Genomic DNA, 20,265 nt, shown 5'->3' with positions numbered 1-20,265 from the left:
ACAAATCATTTGTGGTATATATTAAGGGAAAGCTCATTTAGGTTACCAAGAGAAGAAATAGTAATATTGATATAAAGAGGAAAGGATGATCAATCATATTATGATTAAATTAGCGATTGTCCGGCATGGTCAGAGTGAGTTCAACAAGTCGAACACATTTACAGGTTGGGAAGACCCTGATTTAACAGAGTTGGGTATCAAACAAGCTCAAGAAGCAGGAAAAAGATTACAAAAGGCCAATTTAGAATTTGATATTGGTTTCACTTCAGTGCTAACTCGAGCGGTCAAAACATTATATTATATTTTGGAAGAAACGAATCAGCTATGGCTACCCGTGAGGAAAAGTTGGCGTTTAAATGAGCGTCATTATGGAGCGCTACAACGACTAAATAAAAAAGAAACGGCTGAAAAATATGGCGAAGAACAAGTCCGTTTATGGCGTCGAAGTTATGATATTACACCACCATTCCAAAAGGAAGAAGAAAACCAAGCGAAAAATGATCGCCGTTATGCGCTACTTGATCGGGACGTCATTCCTGCCGGTGAGAGTTTAAAGATGACATTAGAACGTGTCACACCATATTGGGTGGACAATATCGTGCCATTAATCAAGCAGGGTAGACATGTCATTATTGCCGCACACGGAAATAGTCTTCGCGCATTAATAAAACATCTCGAAGACCTGTCAGATGAAGCAATTACTGAAATAGAAATACCGACAGGCGTTCCACTAATTTATGAGCTTGATGAAGAACTAAAACCTATAGATAAGTATTTTTTATAGAGTAACTTTAAAGGAAAAGTGAGGAAAAGCATTCAATCTCATTAAGTTTGAATGCTTTTTTAAATAGGAATAATCATTCTCGTTGTTTCCGCTGAGGATTACGCGATGGATATACCAGTCGTATATCCCAGCAGGTTTATGGTACGATAATAAAATAGACTACATACAAACTTTGGGAGACAGTCACCCCGTTTGATTTGCAAGAAGGAGGAACGCCATCATGATTTACACAAAAAAATACCATATAGACTGGAGAGATATCGACTTTAAGAAAGAGCTGAAATTAAGTATGCTATTCAGCTACTTTCAAGAAGCGTCAAGTGATGCTTCAGAGGAATTAGGCTATAGTATTGATCGACTTGAAAAGGAATTTGGTGTCGCTTGGGTGCTAATGAAAATGAGAGTGGACATCACCCGTCATCCAAAATTAGGAGAGACGATTACAATTGAAACGTGGCCACTAGAACCTGGTAGGCTGTCATATGATCGAGATTTTCTTGTAAAAGATTCTGAAGGGAACGTCATCATAAAAGCCATTTCCACATGGATTATTATGAATTTAAAAGAACGTAAGATTGACCGCGGGCAAAACGTTACAATCAGCTATCCGACAATCATTAAGGAAAGAGCAATCGACGCCAAAATGAAAAAACTAAGGGCAACAGATCCACTCGATACTGCCTACACAAAAATGATTGGCTACAGTGATGTTGATTTTAACGGCCATTTAAATAATGCTAGATATGTGGATTTCATTATGGATGCTTTTCCAGTGTCAGAGCATAAAAAGTATAAAGTAAATTCCATCGAGGTTCACTTTACTAATGAAGCCTTGCCTGGTGATGTGATTACAATGAAGAAAAATATATCTCATGCATTAAAAAACGGGATTTATATTGAAGGGACAAACGATGAAACAAACGAGACTGTATTTAAATCGAAAACAGTGATAATTGCAGTGTAATGAAAAGATACTATAGCTTTTGTCATGATCTGTAAACTTAAATTTTTTTAATAGTGGGGCTGATCCAATGAACACATGTATGCTCATTGGATCAGTCCCATTTTTGTATGGTGCATCTCTATAGAAATAATTAGAAATACCCCAATGTTTCCTATACGCTTATGAATTCATAAGTGTCAGATTTGAAGTTTTTTATTACACATACATGCATTAACAATCGAGTTATGAAGATTTACGTTGTTCTGAGGTTTTAGGGGCTATACTGTGAATTGTAAGATAATAAAACTAAGGAGGAAACAACAAATGAGTAAAAACGTAGCAGTAGAAAAATCAGTATTAGAAGAGGGCTTTGATCTGGATGTGGAATTTTTAGATTTGGATGAAGTGGGGGCTATTCCAGAAACAACTGCAAGTAGTGGAACTTCAAGTTGTTCAGCTTCATCAACATGCGGGTCAAGCTCATGCTGTGGATCTTGTTAAGCATTGCAATAAAATTAATGTGAAATGGGGATAAGTAAAAATGAACACTTTGAATATCTTTAATTACAATACAAATCAAGATGCTTATTTAATTAGCGAGTTAACAAACAGATTGCTAAAAGATGAACGATACTATTTAACGCGTTCATGGGAAGGCGGTCCTCATATCAAAGTAGTATTTGATAAAGAGCTGGATCAGTCAAAGATTGAAACAATAAAAGGTTCTCTTAAACCTATGTTAGCCAAAATTGCGATTGATCAAGCGGAAGAAGAAAAACTCAAAATTAAATACAAAAAGCATGCATCTGTATTGTCAAAGTTGGAAGATAAGCAAAGTGTTTCGACAATGGAAAAGCATGGGGCTGTTAACATTGTCGATGATTCATTCTTTTATCACAACAGAGAAATAACCGAGTTCTTTCATGATATCAGACTTGATATGCAACCTCTGTTAACGGATTTATATTTACATCTTAGAGATAATTTTATACCAATACAGGGTGCATTTCCAGCTTTGTTTCATTATGTGTCAGAAGCCTACAAAGTAGACGACATGAACAAAGGTTATTTCTCTTACATTTCACATGTCCATGGATTTTTCGAGCTAGCTACAAAGCAGAAATTATCTTACAGTGAAGAAATTTTTGAAAAATATTATCAAAGTAATAAAACATATATTAAAGAATTTGAAAAAGAGTACAGTACTTTTATTGAAAGATGGTTAACTAAATGGGAGGAACTCTTCCATCTCATAAAGAGAAGTTTACCGTCTATAATCGATCAAACATATGTAGAACGTATTAAAGAAGAATTTAATTCAATTGAATCTAATTTTGATAACGATTTTCATAATCGATTTGCGAATTATGCTAAAGAGCATGATTTCGTTAACAATGATTCAGCTACAGCTTATCGGTTTCTAATAAATGTATTATATATCTCGCTGCCATTCCTAAAAATAAGCGCTCTTAAAAAACAACAATTTATTTATATGGCTTACCGATATACAGAGGACAAATACAGTATAAATTGGAGGGAGCAAATTGGCGTTATATAATGAAATAACTAAAAATCCAATGGTGCTGTTTCGTAGCAGCGACATAGGGAGAAACTGGTATCAAGATTTACGCTCAACTTCTTTAAAGTTGACAGAGATATTAGATGAAATGAATCATTTAAGGAAAAATATTGAACTTCAAAAAAAGTCTATTACGAGTCAGCTAGAAGCTGCTTTCAAAAAAAGGAAAAATAATGTTTTGCTAAATCTTAAACGGGATGTTTTCAATTTAAGATTGACACGCTTAAAAAAGTATAACTCTGAATCTTTGGAAGAGGTAGAAGGACTTGATCTTGACTTATTTCTAAAAACAGCACTTAAAAAAGAACAGTTAGAGTCAGTTTTTGAAAATCAATTTGAAAAAGTTTTAATAAATAATCGACGTGTACTTCAGTCAGAGGTGGATAATGAAGAGTTATTAAAAACAATTATATTTTTCAATGAAAATATTTATGAAAAACTTGATAAATATATGTCAGTAGATGCTGCTAATCATAATAAAAAGTTAAAGAAACTAGATTTCTTTTTGGTGAAGTTAATGATGCGGACTTCAATGAAAACAAGTCCATTTTCCTTTTTAACAAAAATAGGATCTGCATCACCAAAATTCAACGCTAAAAGTACAAATAATGTAGAAATCAATCATGCAATGGTACTCCAAATGTTCTTTGGTTTTTTGAGAAAAGATGCAAAAGCACTTCAATTAATACCGACTAAAGTTGCAAACTTTGGGAAAAGAGACTCAAAGATTTATTATGTCTCCCAGCATAGCACCAGCAATTCGAAAAAAGTGTTTGAGACGAGTGATAAGTTTATTGAGTTCCAGTTACATCCCCATGTTATTGATTTTCTTGAAAGGAATAAACAACAGGAAGTCACTTTTGACATGTTTAAAGACTATTTACTTTCACATAAACTTTATAAGGGTCAGGAGTTAAAGCTTTATCAAAAACTAGTTGAATTAAAAGTTTTAATTCAAAAAGTCAATATTGGTGCGAATCGAGATATTCTAACTAATATGATTTCGTTTCTTAATCGCTATTCACTTAATCCTGAGTTTGTATCAGCTTTATCTGCTTTAAAAATGTCAATTTCTCAATTTGAAACAGGAAGTGTAGAAGAAAGAAGGAAAGCATGGGCCCAAATAAGTAGGATAAGTAGTCAGTGGACCCAAGAAAAGATGAACTTTGGAAATGAGGTGTTGTTCGAAGATATAGTATCTAAGGAGTCAGTTGTTGACGAAACATCTCCTCAAATAACAGATGAGTTCATTGGCTATGTAACAGATTTCGTATTACTATTCGATGTCAATATCCGAGTCCAGTATGAATTAGCAAGTTTATTTCACGCTGAATATAGTGATGAAACAATTGGTTTATCGAATAGCAGCATGTTGAACGAAATTTTCTTTAATAACTTACATCACTTTTATCCATATTATCAAGATATTAATTACCGTTATCAGGAAGCAACAGCTGAAGAAGTACATGTTTTAGATGATTTAAGAGATCAGTTTGTTCAGGAGTTGAAAGAATTAATCGATCAATCAAGTGCAGAAGAATTAAATATTAAACCCCTTATCAAAAAGTATGTCGAACAAATACCACGGGACTATAAAGAACATAGTGAATTAAGTGTTACTTTGTTCACTCAAAATGATGACCAACGCACAGTCGTTAATGAAATTTATGATGGTCAAGAAAAGTTTTTGTCTAGATTTAAAGATTTTTTTGAACAAAGTAGTGAGGATGAAGATTACCTGTCTTATATTGAAAAAAACTATAATGGAAAAAATTATTACGAAATTGATGAACTTTTCGGATTTAATGGTGGTATACATGATAGGAATCAGCAGCAGGGCGTTAACTTAAATATAGGTTATCAGCAATTCCAGAAAGAAAGTCGCCCATTCATAGATGATTTTTCAGTTATGTATGATGATGAGAAACGGAAATTAAAACTTCTTGATATTTACGGAAAAGAGGCAAGGATTGCTTACAAGTCATCTTTAGTTCCCATTTTCCTTCCAGGTATTTTATCAGTTATGCTGCTTTTATTTCAGAGTGGAAGGTTAAATTTTGATGTAAATGGAATTGGCAAAACTAGGGATTACTTACCTCGCCTCTCATTTGACGATGTTGTTATGTACCGACAAAGATGGAACTTAGATCATAAAGACATTAAACATTGGATAGATAATTCTATAAATGACGCTGATCGGTACCAGGAGGTACAAAACCATTTTCAACAAAGGAATTTACCAAAGCAATTTTTCATGAAGTTTTACAAGCACGAAGATGAGTTTGCTAGAGAAAAACCTATTTTTATTGACGTAGATATTCCAGTGTTATTTCGTTTATTTATTAATGAATGTAAGCGCAGCATGGGAAAAGGCGTCGAGATATTTATTGAAGAAGCACTTCCAGGTCCAGAAACACCATTAAAAGAATATATGGTTGAGTATACAGTAGACAAAGTGACTGCTGCTGTAACTGTATAAAGCTACCTGAATTGGGAGGAATTAAAAATGAAAATTATTGATGTCAAAGGCTTAGAAAAGTCTTATGGTAATCATCAAGTTTTAAAGGGAATTGATTTTGAAACGCATGCAGGAGAAGTCATTGGTGTCATAGGAAAAAATGGTGCTGGAAAATCAACTTTCCTGGAGATCCTGATGACTATTAGAGGTTATGACAATGGATCAGTCAAAATATTTAACAATAATTTAAAAGGTCTATCAATGGAACAGCTTGTAGATATTAGGAAAGATATTTCCGTCGTTCTGCAGCCAACTCATTTTTATAAGGCGTTAAAGGTTGAAGAATTATTAAAATTATTCAAATCCTATTACCAATCAGATATTGATATTAATCAAATTATTGCAGATTTTAAGCTGGAGCAGCATCGTAAGTCCTTTTTCGAAAAGCTCTCTGGAGGTTGGAAACAGAAAGTTAGCTTGGCAATTGCCTTTTTATCAGAACCTAAGCTTATTATCCTTGATGAACCCACAACAGGACTAGATCCACATATGCGAAATGTTTTGTGGACTTACATCATGGACTATAACAAAAAAAGAGGTGGTACAGTCATTTTAACGACGCATTATATGGACGAAATTGAAATGTATTGCGACAAAGTAATGTTGATTAACAATGGGGTCAACGAGATGTTTAAACGTACCGAAGAGATTCTTTCAATGGGGTATCGTTCCATTAATGAATATTATCTAACAAAAATTGGTGAGGAGGAACCTATATGCTAGCCACTCAATTAAAATATGACTTAATTATGTTTTCAAGAGAGTTGTTTTATCTTATCTTTTCTTTGATTGTTCCCCCTGTAACATATATTTTTATGGGACAGTTATTTGGTGACGAAACGTATGTAGGTGGATTAAGTTATGCACAAATGTATACACCATCATTCATCATTTTAATTACATTTGCGGTAGTATTTTTCGCTTTTGGATTTGATCAGGTGATGAACCGGGCTTCAGGTGTTGAAAAGCGTATCAGTGTATCGCCCGTTCCCGAGAAAACAATTCTTATGTCAGGGATTATTAAGTCGGTGATCATTACAAGCTTTGGTTATATTTTAATTAATGTGATTGGTATCGCTGTTTATAATATACCATTTGAGCCAAAGGTTATCATTAGTGCTTATGGATTCTTTATCCTATTAAACGCGGTGCTTCTAGTTATATCTTCAGCAGTTTATTCTCTGTTTAAGGATATGAAGAGTGCACTGATTTTCTCCATCCTAATTTTTCAGGTTGTGATGTTTACAGGTGATTTCTCACTACCGGTTGCTAAAATGCCAGATTTTGTTCAATTCATTGCTAAAATAAACCCCATTTACCATATGAATCATCTCTTTATTGACATATGGAACCAACAGTTCACGCTCGATAGCAGTACCTTCATCTCATTTGGAGTCATCACGGGAGTATTTATAGCTGCATTATTCGTAATTTATCTTAATAGAAAGAAGGTATAATATGCGTATATTAAAAGCAAAAAATATCATTCGTTACTATTTTAAAGATAATAGTCTTTATCTTCATGGGGAGCAAGAAACGTATAAAATTAAAATAAATGAAGATGATTATTTAGAAATTCATAATATGTTGAGTCAATTAAGAAATGGTTTAGATGAGGGAACTTGTTATGAGACATATAAACGTTATAGTAAATTGCTGGATTTTCTAACTGCCAAGAGATTTCTTTATCAAATTGATAAAGAAATCCTTAAGCAGCACAGTGCTTATGAATACTATTCTTGGTTAGAAAAAGGATTACTTTCAACAGAAGAAAATTTAAATAAGCTATCTCGTTTTACAATTATGTGTCCTAAATTTCACGTAGCAACACCTAGTTTTGAAAAGAAATGCATCGATAATAATCTGAAATGTCAAATAGGTGAGGAAATCGATTCTTTTCAACTATGGGAAGATAACAGATGTATTTCTTCTTATCTGCCATATTTAAACGAAGAAAATGAGATAGTGGTTGCTCCCCATGAACCTGATCGTCAGAAAGCGATTGATCGTTCAAACATAGCTGGAAAAATTATTTCACCATTTATTTTCCACGCTTTGATTATGTCTGCTTTCGAAGAATACAAGACTGTCTTTATTATTAAAGATAACCTTGAAGTCTTAAAAAAGAAAAAGTTTCACTTAAAGAGAACATCACAACGCACGAAAACAGTGTCTAAAACAGATGATGACGTTATTACATCTTTAAACGCATTAGAAAAATTCCTTCAAACACACCATTCCGAGGTTTCATCTTTTAATTTTAACAAGGATTATAATGATTATTTACAATTACCTATCCAAATATTTACAATCCAGAAAAAGAGTAGGAATAACGACGATAATAACTATTATATAGCTGACGTGAATTATGAAAGACTAGCAAAATTCGCTGTAGAAGTTTTATTTAATGAAGTGTTATTAGGAGATCATTCTCAAGGTATATCAATCGTGCAAGAATCCGAGATTGTTCACCGAATTAAAAAGAGAGTAGGTAATCAAACAGATGGTTTGAAAACATTAGATATCAGCAGTGTTCCTGAGTTTGAAATGATTAATGGTTTATTGGAAAAAGAGGACCTTGAGTTAACATTTATGGTAGATATACCCAAGAGCAACGGACTAAAGTTTTATTTGCGAGATGATAGTACAAATAAATGGTATAAATTCGATTATCCTATTTACAATAAAGAGTTTATTCCATTAATTATTTACACATGGATTAGTGCATATATAAATGAAGTCCCATTACATGAAGCAGCATTTAGCCAAATTGAGGATAAAAGAAATTATCTTGTTGATTCGATTGGTTTCAATGATTTAAAGATAGAAACACAACAAAAGTCTACTAAGACTGATTATCTAAATATTAATAATATATTAGAGGATCTAGGTTACGGCTATGAAATAATGGAGGGATAACAGATGACGATACAAATGATGCCAGTACAAAAGCAATCTTCGGTAGCAGAAGAGATTCATGTATCACAAAATATGAAGTATATTTTTGTTGGTCCAAGAAGAAATGAACAGCATTTTTGTTTCCAATGTTTAAAAGACCGATTTCAGGAAGTCGAAATGTATCATCATTATTTTTCATATAGCGATGCTCAATCATTTAGTGATTATGAAAAAGACATCATCTCAATTTTAACGGAAAAATTAGATGCAAATAAGGATACACCTAATGTCTATATATTAGACCGGGAAACAAATGAAATAGAGATATACAGTACATTTAAAAGAGATGATTGTGCCGTTTGCTCAGATGATCATGTTGACGTGACCCATAAGAAGGCTAATGGTGTTTTTACGAAAAGTAATTTACGACTTGAATCATTTAACCAGGTGAAATCTCGCATTGAAAAATTTAAGACACTTTTATACGCTTCTAAAGCTTCTTTAATAAACCAATTAGTTAGAACCGGAGATTCTTATGCTACTCCAATGGTACAATCCGAGGTATTGTATAAAGATATTTCAATGCTGTCATTCGGACGAACAGCAAAATACGATACATCCAAATACACATCTATTTTGGAATCAATGGAAAGATATGCGACTGCTTTTCCATATCATTCAAAAGAAAGAAAGCCCTTGAAAGAAGATGAATCAGAAAAGATTGATTTGACACTTGGCGAGATGATGGAACTTAATAATTATTGGAATGATCAGGAATATAATCAAAATATTCCGATTTACTATAGCGAGGTTGAGGCAGTTCATAAAGATGAAAATGTATTAATTCCGGAACAACTTATTTATTTTAACTCACATCAAGTAACCGGTGAGCATCGCTTTATATATGAGAGTTCCAACGGGAGTGCGATTGGTTCAACCTTAGAAGAGGCTAGTTTACATGCCATGCTTGAATTAATTGAAAGGGATGCGTTTTTAGCTACATGGTATGGGAAAATACCACCGGTTCGGCTTAAAGTGAAGAATATGGAATCACATGCTATTGATCATTATATACAGGCACTTCAAAGAAAAGGAATCAAAGCACATATATTTGAAGTTTCTATGGAAGTGAAAATACCAACAATTTGGGTGCTTTTAGAAAAAGAAAATCCAAAAAGTAATGAAATGGCTTTTTATACAGCAGCCAGCACTTCCTTCGACCTAAAAGATGCCATTGAAAAAGCTTTAATCGAGGCAACAACTGCTATTTCAGTTTTTGAAAATGTCTTTAAAAAAGATGAATATCAAAAAAGAAAATATTATTTATTGGAGAATCCAGGTGAAGTATCGAGGTTAGAAGATCATTTACTTCTTTATTCCAATATAGAAATGCGAGATGTTTTATCATTTGCCCTTGATACAACATATTCTGCAGAACTAGATAAAATGGAGGATTATTATGATGATTATACCGGTCGAGCAGCAGAAGTGATTGAACGACTTCATGAACAGTTATTAACGATTTCATCAAAAGTTTATCGTGCAGCTGTGAAAAATCCTAATTTAACGACTACAGGGTTTGTTAATGTCAAGTACATTGTTCCAGAAATACTAACAATGACTTTTGGGCATCAGCATAAACGGGTTGTGTACCCACGTTTAGAAAAAGCAACACGATTTAAAAGTCGGGGTGAGTTGGATATAAACTGGATAGAAAATAACCCACATCCTTTTCCATAGGAGGATTACATGATCGATAAGGATTATTTAGATAAATTTGGTGAAAAAAGATTTCAAACATTTAGCTTTGGTGAAAATATTACGAATGTTAGCTGGGAGTTGACACCAGAGGCATCCATTGACATGGAATTTTTAAAACAACATAATCATTTACCAGAATGGGATAGCTATCTTTACAAAGTTTTTTCGAGTGTTGAAAGGGTTTATCGTATCGACTTTCATAGTAAATATTATTTTCATTCAGCTTCCCCAACTGCCAAAAATATTCCTAGTGTAAAACTCGTTATGCTTTTCAGAGATCATCTTTATAGTTTGAATCCGTTGTTAGATAAAATTGTAATAAGCAAAAACAACCTAATTGGTGGAGTGAACAGCGATAAAGTATATTTCTTTTTAATAGCAGATGATCGAAAGCTTCAACGTGACTATGGAGAATTTTATAAAATGCTTTCGTTACTTAATATTGGTCATGCGTTACTGAATGTGGAAGTGGCATTAACGAGTGAAGGTGTTAATTATCAAAGCTATGATAAAGCATACCTCCTAGTAAATGAAATTCCATTTCTTTCGATTGCAAGAGGTGTTGAACTTCTGCAACCTGAAAAAAGTACCCATATTGCCTGCACCGCTAGATTGAAAGAGTCCCAAAGACTCTATGATTCAATTAAATGTCGGACAGCAGATCAGTCTACATCAGGTGATGTGTTTTTAAAAGAAACATTAAAGAAGGCGTGCATGGAAGAATTTCTATCATTACTTAAGGAAAGAACAAACCAAAACGATGTGAAGATATCAATATATATAAATGATGTGGAGGGATATGAAAGCGGCTATTATCGCTATGAATCAGACACACTGGTGAAAGTTAGGAAGGCCATCAATCAAATCGAACCTAATCGAATATTAGCAAGCCAGCAATCATATACGAATGTTACAGGGTTAAATATGTGGGTGTTTTTTCATTTTGATAAGCATCAGAATCAACAATCGTATGATCAGAAATTTGTTGACATCGGGTATATTGCCCAATATATATCATTGCTTATAAGTAAATGGGGTAGAGCTTCAAGGGGAATGAAAAATTATAAAGATAGCTATTTAAAAGAGCGCTTTAATATACCCAAGAAAGAATTTTTAGGTTATTCATTGATGATATTTCCTCCTTCTCACAGTGGGCACACTTCTTTTATCGAGGATTAGCAAAGACCCAATTTTTAGAATTGAATATTAAAGGAGAATTTGTATGTGGATATCAAAACATATATTCATTCATGATTATCAATTAATAGATACGTATCTGAAAGATGTCCTTTTGCCTTTAGCAGATAAAGAGTTGTCAGGTAGTTACTTTTTTATCCGCTACTGGGATGGGGGCCCTCACGTTCGAATCAGATATAAAGAAAAAAAGAATAAAACTGACAACAGCTTTGAATATAAATTGCAGTGGTCTTTAGAACAGTTTCGGATTGAAAATAAAAACTGGGATTTTAAGACTGTCATAGATGACGAGCGAGTGGAGAATACAGAGGGGAAAGGCAGTGGCATATCACATCCAAATTTTAGTATTCAGTCAATTGACTATAATCCTGAATATCTGCGTTATGGCGGACAATCTGTTATGAATATTTCAGAGGAAATATTTAAAGCTTCGTCGGAATTTGCTAGTAGTATTATTCAACAAGTTTCCCGAAATAAGCGATACCAGATAGCTTTTGACGTGATGTATGAATGTGGAAGACTGATTGAGAAAATGGGCTTAATTCAAAATCTAAAACAATTTTATCAAGATTATTTCATGGTATGGATAGAGTTTCAGAATCAGCCTGATTTTGAACAATTAAAAAAAGCCTTAATTAAAAGGGCTGGTCAGTTAGAAAATAAGGATACATTAAAACCATACCGTCCGTATCTATCATTTTTAGAAGAAAAAATGAATCAAATTAGAAAAAATCAATCCGTTTATAAAGAACATGAGATATTTTATATTGCAATTTCTCATATGCATATGTTGAATAATCGCTTAGGTGTTTCACCTGATTATGAATATATTTTTTCAAAAATATTGTTTGATTATTATCAAGAAAAAGTTTATCAACAAATTTAGACAAAGGGAGGGAGAACGATGACTTGGACATGGGATTATTCTTTAAAAGCCGATAACAAAATGAAGGATTATCATTATTTCTCAATCAATGATAAAAAGTTCACCTCAACACAGCTATACCGGCATTATGAACGTCAAAAAAAATCCAACAAGGGCTATATAACAAAAGATTTGTCTTATACATTTAACACTTCTAATAGTTTTGAGAATACTATATTTCAAAGAAAAACATGGGTAAATGAACTTCCAAACAAGCAGAGTATTACTAAAGACTTTATATCTCAATTTTCCCAGTTAGCTTTTATTGGAGGAGATCGTCCACATCGTTCATATCCATCAGGTGGAGCACAATATTATGTAAATATCCATTTATTATTTAATGAAAATCGCGTAGAAAAGGAAATATGGAACCAAGGTAATGTGACTGAATTAAACGCTGATACCAATCAGCTTTTAATAAAAAGACATGTCCCATGGTCTCAGATACAAACTACTTTTATTCAGGATCATTTAGCATATACTAGTCAATTCGCTATCGTATTAAGTGTAGATTTTCAATCAATTTTTGAAAAATATAACGATATTTCTTACAAGCTTGTTCAGCAAGAAGCGGGACATATTGGACAAAATATTCAACTGGTAGCAACATACTTGGGGATTGAAGCAATTCCGCTCGGAGGGTTTTATGATTTGGAACTAAACAAAGTAATCGGGGATAGGGAAATAACATTGTATGCATTATTATTAGGGTAGGTGAGAAAATATGTATCTATTAGATCATCGATATGAGATCAGGGAACACGACAATGTTATGATCGTTTCTGATAGTGTACAAAATAAAGTTGAGTTTGCTTTTAAATCACAGGCTGTGGATGACTATAAGTTAAAGAGATTATTATATTTTGGGACTCCCATTAATAAATCAATCTCATCTTTAGAGGAGAGGATGACGCATAATATTGTCAAAAAGTATAATAATTATTTTATAAATTGCAATGAAGAAAGAACCTATCGTTCTTTTAAGTTAATAAGAGAATATACTGAGTTATTACGCGCCGAATTTTTATCGAGAGATCATTTCAATCAATATATTCAAGATATTCAACCGTTTATTCATGGGGACAAGATTGTGCGTATCATCCTAGATATCAATGGTTATAATTATTTGGCAGAGATGCTTGATAAACATCCTTTTCTCGACATGACCGTTATGGCAGGAAATCAAGTACCAATTGATCAGGCTACTTACGACTTTGTAATAACTGAACCATCTGGAGAAGACAAAGATTATCTATGGCAAAGTTTTGCGGAAAGTGTCTTGTTTTTAAAAACTAATCAAGACAAAATAGCAATAGGCCCACTTATTTATACTGATGAATTTCATATACCTAAATTTGATACCGTTAATTCACATGATAAACCTATTATCCTTCACCAGGAAGAGCGCTTACTATACTTCTTTATTGAACGCATTTTATATAGTCATATTTTTGGGTTGAATAGTAAATTAAATAAGGATTGTTGTATTCCTACACGTCATAGTCTAGTTATTAGTCGTTTGGATTTACAAGGTTATAGTGAGGCAGTCACGATCTTTCCGAAGACACCCACTTTGATGGGCGCAAATAAGTGATTATTCATAACATTTATGATACAAATTAAATTTATTTATATCACTTAAGTGTAAATTACACCTTCTTAGATAAGAATTAAGATAGTAAGGACAAACAGATGTATGATGTATGTGAGGTGAGAGAGATGAAGAATTCGGGAGTAAATAAAATTAGTCTTACGGAAATAGCTGCCGCTCGTCTGGCAGATTGGGTGAAAGAGTACCAAAGTACAGACAGGCGAACCTATTTAAAGTTGAAGTATGGCATTGAAGTTCTTTTTATTAACATCACGAAAATGTTTGCAGTTTACTTAACTGCCTACATACTTAATCTACTCACAGCCACGATTATCTTTCATATATCCTATTGTATTATTAGAAAAACAGCCTACGGAATTCATGCTTGGACAAGCATCATGTGTACTTTATTAAGTATCATGTATTTTGTCGGTATTCCATACCTTGCAACATCATACAGCATACCCGGTCCAATGATTCTGCCAATCTACCTTGCAAATGGATTCATATTATATTTATTCGCACCTAGTCTCACTAAAAAAGGTGTGAGCATGGATTACAACAAAAAGCGGAAACTACGTAACCTATCAATTGTTATGTGTATTGTATTAATGATTATTACACTGTTAATCTCAGATGAAACGACTAAAACGCTTATTACTACGGGGGCAACCTTAGCAAGTGTCTTAACGATTCAAAAAAATACAATTTAAATGGAGATGATATGTGATGATGAAAATTATCAAAGGGAATTTTTTTAAAACCATATTAACAGGAATGGTGTCGACATTGGGAACAACAATTGCATCAGCCTCGATGAATTTAAGTTGTTCGATATTTGTTTACGAACCCGAATTTCCAGAAGAACTGAAAGAAGAAGTAAAGTAAACTTTCAAAAATTTCAATATCATGATAAAATGCTCCTAAAGGCCGAAGAGGAGCATTTTTGTGTTGGCAGAGTATATTGGTAGTTTAATTCAAATAATGATTCTTTGTGTTATTAACTTTTGCTTATTGAAAACGAAAGGTTTTACAAAGCAACGAGTGCTGTCAGTTATTCTGCTGGCAGGTAGTGGACCGTTATTTTTTATGTATATTGGTATTATCGGGATTTTTATACCTGTCATTTTTTTGTTTGTCATTAATTACTGGCAAACGAAAGATAAGTTGGGAAGTTTTATTGTCCCTCTTTTCTCATTGTTCATTTTAGTAATTAGTGATCATTTAAGTGCATTGATGGAAATTTATTTATTTAATTTTTCATTTGAAAATGTTGAGACAGATTTATCTTATATGCTCATCCATTTATTAATGATTTTTTTCTTTTGTATGGTATTAACAATTTTTACAAATATTATCATTCGTCGTATTGGCCTATGGGTCCCCTACATAAGAAAGTATGGTTTAATTCTAGCATTGTTAATCGGTGTAACGATTGTCTTTATTTATATTAATATACTTATTTCAAGTCGAATCGGCTTTTCAAACGAAATTGTTCAACTTAATAGTTATATCTTCTTTTTATACTTGATATTTTTTGTTAGTATACTAGGTCTATTATTCTCTTCTATTGTAAAAGAAATAAAGGTTAAGAGTAAGCAAGAAGAGTATAAGCAACTGCGAATTTATTCGGAAAACCTAGAAGATATGTACAGTGAGCTGCAAAAGTTCAGGCATGATTACATTAACATTTTAACTTCTATGTCAGAATACATACGAATGGGCGATATGAAAGAGTTGGAAAGTTACTTCAATCAAAAGATTATGCCAGCCAGTGAGGGTATTAGATTAAATAAATATAAACTTGAATCGATAAAAAATATTAAGATAACAGAAGTGAAAGGAACGCTTGTTTCAAAATTGATGAAGGCCGAGGACGCGGGAGTTGATATTTCTGTAGAAGTCGCGGAACCAATTGAACATATCAATATTGAATCGATCAGTCTTTGTCGTAGTTTAGGTATTCTCTTAGACAATGCAATTGAGGAGTCAGTCGAACATGAAGATGGCAAGGTGACCATTGCATTTATTAAGAAGGAAACCTCAATATTAATTATTGTTGTTAATACTTTTGCCGGAGAAGCGCCTAAGTTATATAAGGTTTTCGAAGAAGGATATTCAACTAAAGGAGAGAATAGAGGATTGGGTTTAACGAGTTTAAAAGATATTGTGTCAACTCTCGATAATGTTACGCTCGAAACAAAGATAGAAGGCAACCAATTTTTTCAAGTGATTGAAATATTAGGGTAAGGGGACATCGTCATGTTAGATATTTTTATTTGCGAAGATGATGAGCAACAAAGGAAAAAAATCACAAAGTATGTTGAAAATTACATTATGATTGAAGAACTGGATATGAAAGTCACACTTTCTACAGATAACCCTGATGAAATTATTGATTATCTTAAAGCAAACAACGTTAATGGGTTATATTTTCTCGACGTTAATTTAAACCATGAAAAAACGGGTATTGCTTTAGGAGCGGATATAAGAAAATATGACTCTAGAGGTTCTATTGTTTTTGTGACATCACATTCTGAGTTGACGTATTTAACCTTTCTTTATAAAGTTGAGGCAATGGATTATATTATTAAAGATGATATTACAGATATTCAAAAAAGGGTCATTGACTGTATTGATACGGCTAATGAAAGGTATATGTCTGAGCATAATGAAACGACGAAAAAAAGGTTTAAAATAACAAGTGGCGATAAAGTTATAAGTGAGGATTATGATAAAATTTTATTCTTTGAAACGTCCTCTAAATTACATAAAATAATTATGCACTCTGAAAACCGCCAAGTAGAGTTTTATGGCAAATTAAAAGAAATAGAAGATTTGGATGATCGATTTTATCGTTGTCACAATTCTTTTGTCGTAAATACGGATAACATTGAATCTATTGATAATAAAACGCGTGATATTACCATGACAAATGGCGCAGTATGTTTTGCTTCGAGCCGGAATTTCAGAAAACTGAAAAAAATGTTGTGGGATGAGAAATGAATTAATTTTGACTATAGGCCTTAGAACAGACGATAGAATATTATGAAATATAGAGGTGGATATCATAAGCACCCACCTCTTCACTTAACCGGTGTCTTTCCCTTTTCTTTCCTAGCTTTAAATCCTTTTCCAATAATTTCACTGACCGTATAAATTGTAACGTAGGCTTCGTCGTCAATCCCGTAAATAATGTCTTTGAGCGTGGGGATTTCGTATTTATTGATGACGAGATAAAGGAGTTCGCGACGTTGGTTGCTGAATCCGCCACGTCCTTCTAAAACAGTGATACCCCGGGACATTCTTGTGAGGACTTCATTTAAAATCTTTGTTTCATATCTCGAAATAATTGTAACGGCAACTTTTTCTTCTTTACCCTTAATAATAGTATCCATCACTTTCGCCCCAACGTAGACCGCAATGACGGTGTAGAGAGCTTTTTCAATACCAATAATATAAATGGAACCAATAACAACAACTATATCAATAAACAGCATCGCACTGCCGACACTCATTCCTAAAAACTGATTGAGAATACGGGCAATAATTGTCGTCCCACCCATAGTACCACCAGATCTGAAAATAAGTCCGATCCCCATACCAACGAAAAGACCGGCAAAAACGGAAGCGAGCAGTGTGTCACTCGTGAAAACCGTCTCGACCCCTTCAGTGTAAAATAGGGCAGTTGAGCTTACGACAATGGCGATAAGTGTATAGATAATTTCTTTTTTATCAAGATATTTAACACTGAACGTGAATAAAATGATATTTAATGTAAAGTTGATTAATCCTGTTGACCAATCAGATAAGTAATGGATAATGACGGTAAGCCCCGTAATTCCCCCTTCAGATAGTTGATTCGGGATGGTGAAATAGTTAATCCCAAACGCGAAAAGGATGGAGCCGAATATGATTATAAGTATTTCTATGGGGTTAAGTTGTGTTTTCATGTAAGCCTCCTCAGTTTTGCTCTAGTTGTTTTAGTGTTTTATTTGAAAAAATAATGTAAATCCACTTGGATGATGCCTATTAATCAATAACCTTTACACCCGGCAGAAAAACATAAATCTACAAAGAGTAAGTCGGCCGTAAATTTTTTAATTTTCCAAGGGGTTGTATAAGCAACATTTCCTTCTTACTTGTAATCTATCATACTACTATATAATATGTTTAAATACAGGAAATCCTAACGGAGGTGATTTTTTGAATTGTAAAAAATGTGGAGCAGAGCAAAGCGCGGATGCGGAGTTTTGTAATGTATGTGGAGAAAAACTAACGAATGGTAATCAGGCTGAAGATGTACGGGAAAATGAACTTAATGACGTGGTAAATGGGACAGGGGAAGGAATAGAACCTAATCAGGAACATGAATCATCAGATGTTGAGGAGCCTTTTCAACATTTAATCAGTTTATATGTAGGAGACAAAATTGATTACTATAGGGCGAAGTGGAAAAAGGGTAAAAATATTAGTTGGAACTGGCCAGCTTTTTTCTTAACGTTCTTTTGGCTAGGTTACCGCAAAATGTATCGCACAGTTTTTATTATTGTAGGTATCTATTTTGCGCTTGATATTGTCTCACTTGTAACTGGAGTTGACTTGGATAGTACAACAAACATAGGTTTGGTTGTCAGCGTCGTTCTTGGCTTAAGTGGGAATAATCTTTATAAAGAACATGTCAACCGCCAAGTAAATAGAATTGAAGAAGAACAAGGTGAAAATGCCGAGTCGTATATTAGGGAAAACGGTGGACCAAGCTGGGGTGGTGTAGGAGTAAGTGTTGCGATTTTCCTAGGCTATGCAGTCATTTCGGCATTTTTATTTCCGTTTTAGGAGACTGAATAATGAAGAGTGTCAGGAGCCGTTTTTTGCTAGCGATTGATTTTAAACGGTATTTCCATTAAAAGATTTGTATTAGTAGGAAGACCACATATATCGGAAAAAGCAGCAATTATGTCATTTATAGCTTTGCAAATGTAAAATCTCCTCATGAAGTAGTCATAAAAAAAGAGGTTCCATCCAATAAAAGGAGCGGAACCTCTTTCTTCACATCTCTAACTAAAAATCGAATTCGGTAAAAAGGCAGACACGAGACAATTCGGCATATTGACAATTTCACTAATCCGCAAATCAACAGCTACACTACAAAGCATATATGCTTCAACTTCTGACATTTTATAAGTATCCATTAAGTGCTCAATCATATAACGGATGGCATTTTGAGACGCTTTATAAATATCTTCCCCGTGACCTGTTGTTACATAATAACCTTTACTATCCGCTTCAGGGGTAGGTGGTCCTGGAATTTCATAACGAGGTTCAGCGATAGATTTTCCTTTATGCAGCTTGAAGCGAATCGTTGTTTCCATGGACGCTTCAATCGCTGTTCCACAAACTTCACCATCACCTTGTGCGGCATGGGTATCCCCGATTGAGAACAGAGCACCTTCAACCCAAACCGGTAGATAGAGTTTTGCTCCGCGTGTGAGGTGGCGAATATCAACATTTCCACCATTTTTGCGAGGTGGCACAACACTGTGATTGCCTGCCTCAGGTAATGCCACACCAACTGTACCCGGAAATGGTTTCATAAATAAATTAATCCCATCTAAAAATTCAACCGTATTTTTCTTAGTTAAATCAAATGTTTTAATAGCTGGTTCCTTAAATTCATCGGTCAGTAAACCGAAACCAGGAATAAGAGCAGTCCATCCCCAGTCAAGTTGAGAAAAATCTAGCATTTCAATTTCTAACGTATCGCCAGGTTCCGCGCCTTTCACGTAAACAGGACCAGCAACAGGGTTAATTCTACCAAAATCAAGCGTTTCAACATCTTTTTTCGTTGAATGTTTTGTAAACTGTCCGCCTGATGCTTCAGTAATTTGATAGGTTAGTTTTTGCTGGGAATCGACTTCAGCAATTGGTTTGATAGAATTATCCCAACCGATATGGCTGTGTGAGTCAAAGTCATGAATGGTCATATAAGGATGTTGGTGATGGTGAATTGTCATTTCAATACGCTCCTTTTATTTGGGAATTCGGAAAAAGGTGTAGAAAGTTTAAAAT

20 protein-coding genes are annotated in these 20,265 nt (G+C 33.7%); 18 read left to right on the top strand and 2 right to left on the bottom strand.

The features are described from left to right. The first annotated feature begins 103 nt into the window (after nt 1–103). From gpmA to KQI49_RS11085, 17 genes are all read left to right on the top strand, one after another. Entirely contained in the window at nt 104–784 is a 681-nt protein-coding gene (gpmA, locus tag KQI49_RS11165) for a 2,3-diphosphoglycerate-dependent phosphoglycerate mutase (RefSeq protein ID WP_371817563.1), read from the top strand. A 220-nt stretch (nt 785–1,004) separates the two neighbouring features. Continuing rightward, entirely contained in the window at nt 1,005–1,748 is a 744-nt protein-coding gene (locus KQI49_RS11160) for an acyl-[acyl-carrier-protein] thioesterase (protein WP_216489008.1), read from the top strand. Nucleotides 1,749–2,051: 303 nt separating this feature from the next. Further along, nucleotides 2,052–2,228, top strand: a complete 177-nt coding sequence (locus KQI49_RS11155) for a thiazolylpeptide-type bacteriocin (RefSeq protein WP_216489006.1) — start codon at nt 2,052–2,054, stop codon at nt 2,226–2,228. Between the two features lie 40 nt (nt 2,229–2,268). Further along, nucleotides 2,269–3,285 carry a hypothetical protein gene (locus KQI49_RS11150; RefSeq protein WP_216489004.1) on the top strand — a complete coding sequence of 339 codons (1,017 nt, stop codon included), beginning with the start codon at nt 2,269–2,271 and terminating at the stop codon, nt 3,283–3,285. Beyond that, nucleotides 3,272–5,785: a lanthionine biosynthesis protein gene (locus KQI49_RS11145; protein WP_216489002.1), complete on the top strand. Its 2,514-nt coding sequence runs from the start codon at nt 3,272–3,274 to the stop codon at nt 5,783–5,785. Before KQI49_RS11150 ends, KQI49_RS11145 begins: the two co-directional genes overlap by 14 nt. A 27-nt stretch (nt 5,786–5,812) precedes the next feature. Continuing rightward, nucleotides 5,813–6,547 (top strand): ABC transporter ATP-binding protein, encoded by a 735-nt coding sequence (locus KQI49_RS11140; RefSeq protein ID WP_216489000.1) that lies wholly within the window; start codon nt 5,813–5,815, stop codon nt 6,545–6,547. Then, the gene (locus KQI49_RS11135) at nt 6,541–7,281 is read left to right on the top strand and encodes an ABC transporter permease (RefSeq protein WP_216488998.1); all 741 of its coding nucleotides are present in this window, start codon (nt 6,541–6,543) and stop codon (nt 7,279–7,281) included. Before KQI49_RS11140 ends, KQI49_RS11135 begins: the two co-directional genes overlap by 7 nt. Before the next feature lies 1 nt (nt 7,282). Further along, nucleotides 7,283–8,743: a hypothetical protein gene (locus tag KQI49_RS11130; RefSeq protein WP_216488996.1), complete on the top strand. Its 1,461-nt coding sequence runs from the start codon at nt 7,283–7,285 to the stop codon at nt 8,741–8,743. Between the two features lie 3 nt (nt 8,744–8,746). Then, nucleotides 8,747–10,462: a YcaO-like family protein gene (locus tag KQI49_RS11125; RefSeq protein WP_253286801.1), complete on the top strand. Its 1,716-nt coding sequence runs from the start codon at nt 8,747–8,749 to the stop codon at nt 10,460–10,462. A 9-nt stretch (nt 10,463–10,471) separates the two neighbouring features. Then, nucleotides 10,472–11,662 carry a hypothetical protein gene (locus tag KQI49_RS11120; RefSeq protein WP_216488994.1) on the top strand — a complete coding sequence of 397 codons (1,191 nt, stop codon included), beginning with the start codon at nt 10,472–10,474 and terminating at the stop codon, nt 11,660–11,662. Between the two features lie 43 nt (nt 11,663–11,705). Next, nucleotides 11,706–12,566 carry a thiopeptide-type bacteriocin biosynthesis protein gene (locus KQI49_RS11115; protein ID WP_216488992.1) on the top strand — a complete coding sequence of 287 codons (861 nt, stop codon included), beginning with the start codon at nt 11,706–11,708 and terminating at the stop codon, nt 12,564–12,566. Nucleotides 12,567–12,584: 18 nt separating this feature from the next. Next, the gene (locus KQI49_RS11110; protein WP_253286800.1) at nt 12,585–13,319 is read left to right on the top strand and encodes a SagB/ThcOx family dehydrogenase; all 735 of its coding nucleotides are present in this window, start codon (nt 12,585–12,587) and stop codon (nt 13,317–13,319) included. 10 nt (nt 13,320–13,329) lie between these two features. Then, nucleotides 13,330–14,199, top strand: coding sequence for a hypothetical protein (locus KQI49_RS11105; RefSeq protein WP_216488990.1), 870 nt, complete (start codon nt 13,330–13,332; stop codon nt 14,197–14,199). 125 nt (nt 14,200–14,324) lie between these two features. Continuing rightward, nucleotides 14,325–14,909 (top strand): accessory gene regulator AgrB, encoded by a 585-nt coding sequence (locus tag KQI49_RS11100; protein WP_216488988.1) that lies wholly within the window; start codon nt 14,325–14,327, stop codon nt 14,907–14,909. Nucleotides 14,910–14,925: 16 nt separating this feature from the next. Continuing rightward, nucleotides 14,926–15,084, top strand: coding sequence for a cyclic lactone autoinducer peptide (locus tag KQI49_RS11095; protein ID WP_216488986.1), 159 nt, complete (start codon nt 14,926–14,928; stop codon nt 15,082–15,084). A 63-nt stretch (nt 15,085–15,147) separates the two neighbouring features. Beyond that, entirely contained in the window at nt 15,148–16,446 is a 1,299-nt protein-coding gene (locus KQI49_RS11090; RefSeq protein WP_216488984.1) for a sensor histidine kinase, read from the top strand. A 12-nt stretch (nt 16,447–16,458) separates the two neighbouring features. Then, nucleotides 16,459–17,202, top strand: coding sequence for a LytR/AlgR family response regulator transcription factor (locus tag KQI49_RS11085; RefSeq protein WP_216488982.1), 744 nt, complete (start codon nt 16,459–16,461; stop codon nt 17,200–17,202). Nucleotides 17,203–17,282: 80 nt separating this feature from the next. On the opposite strand, the gene KQI49_RS11080 is transcribed toward KQI49_RS11085, so the two are convergent. Then, nucleotides 17,283–18,149 carry a YitT family protein gene (locus tag KQI49_RS11080; protein WP_216488980.1) on the bottom strand — a complete coding sequence of 289 codons (867 nt, stop codon included), beginning with the start codon at nt 18,147–18,149 and terminating at the stop codon, nt 17,283–17,285. 253 nt (nt 18,150–18,402) lie between these two features. Here KQI49_RS11080 and KQI49_RS11075 point away from each other — a divergent pair, with 253 nt between their 5' ends. Next, on the top strand, nt 18,403–19,032 hold the full coding sequence (locus KQI49_RS11075) for a DUF2628 domain-containing protein (protein ID WP_216488978.1): 630 nt from the start codon (nt 18,403–18,405) through the stop codon (nt 19,030–19,032). Nucleotides 19,033–19,253: 221 nt separating this feature from the next. Here the strand turns inward: KQI49_RS11075 and KQI49_RS11070 are convergent, their stop codons facing one another. Next, nucleotides 19,254–20,210, bottom strand: coding sequence for an acetamidase/formamidase family protein (locus KQI49_RS11070; RefSeq protein ID WP_216488976.1), 957 nt, complete (start codon nt 20,208–20,210; stop codon nt 19,254–19,256). Between the last annotated feature and the right edge of the window lie 55 nt (nt 20,211–20,265).

Source organism: Virgibacillus sp. MSJ-26, from assembly GCF_018918075.1.
Classification (GTDB): domain Bacteria; phylum Bacillota; class Bacilli; order Bacillales; family Amphibacillaceae; genus MSJ-26.
The sequence above is the reverse complement of the archived record's forward strand: the minus strand, read 5'-3'. Positions and strand labels throughout refer to the sequence as shown.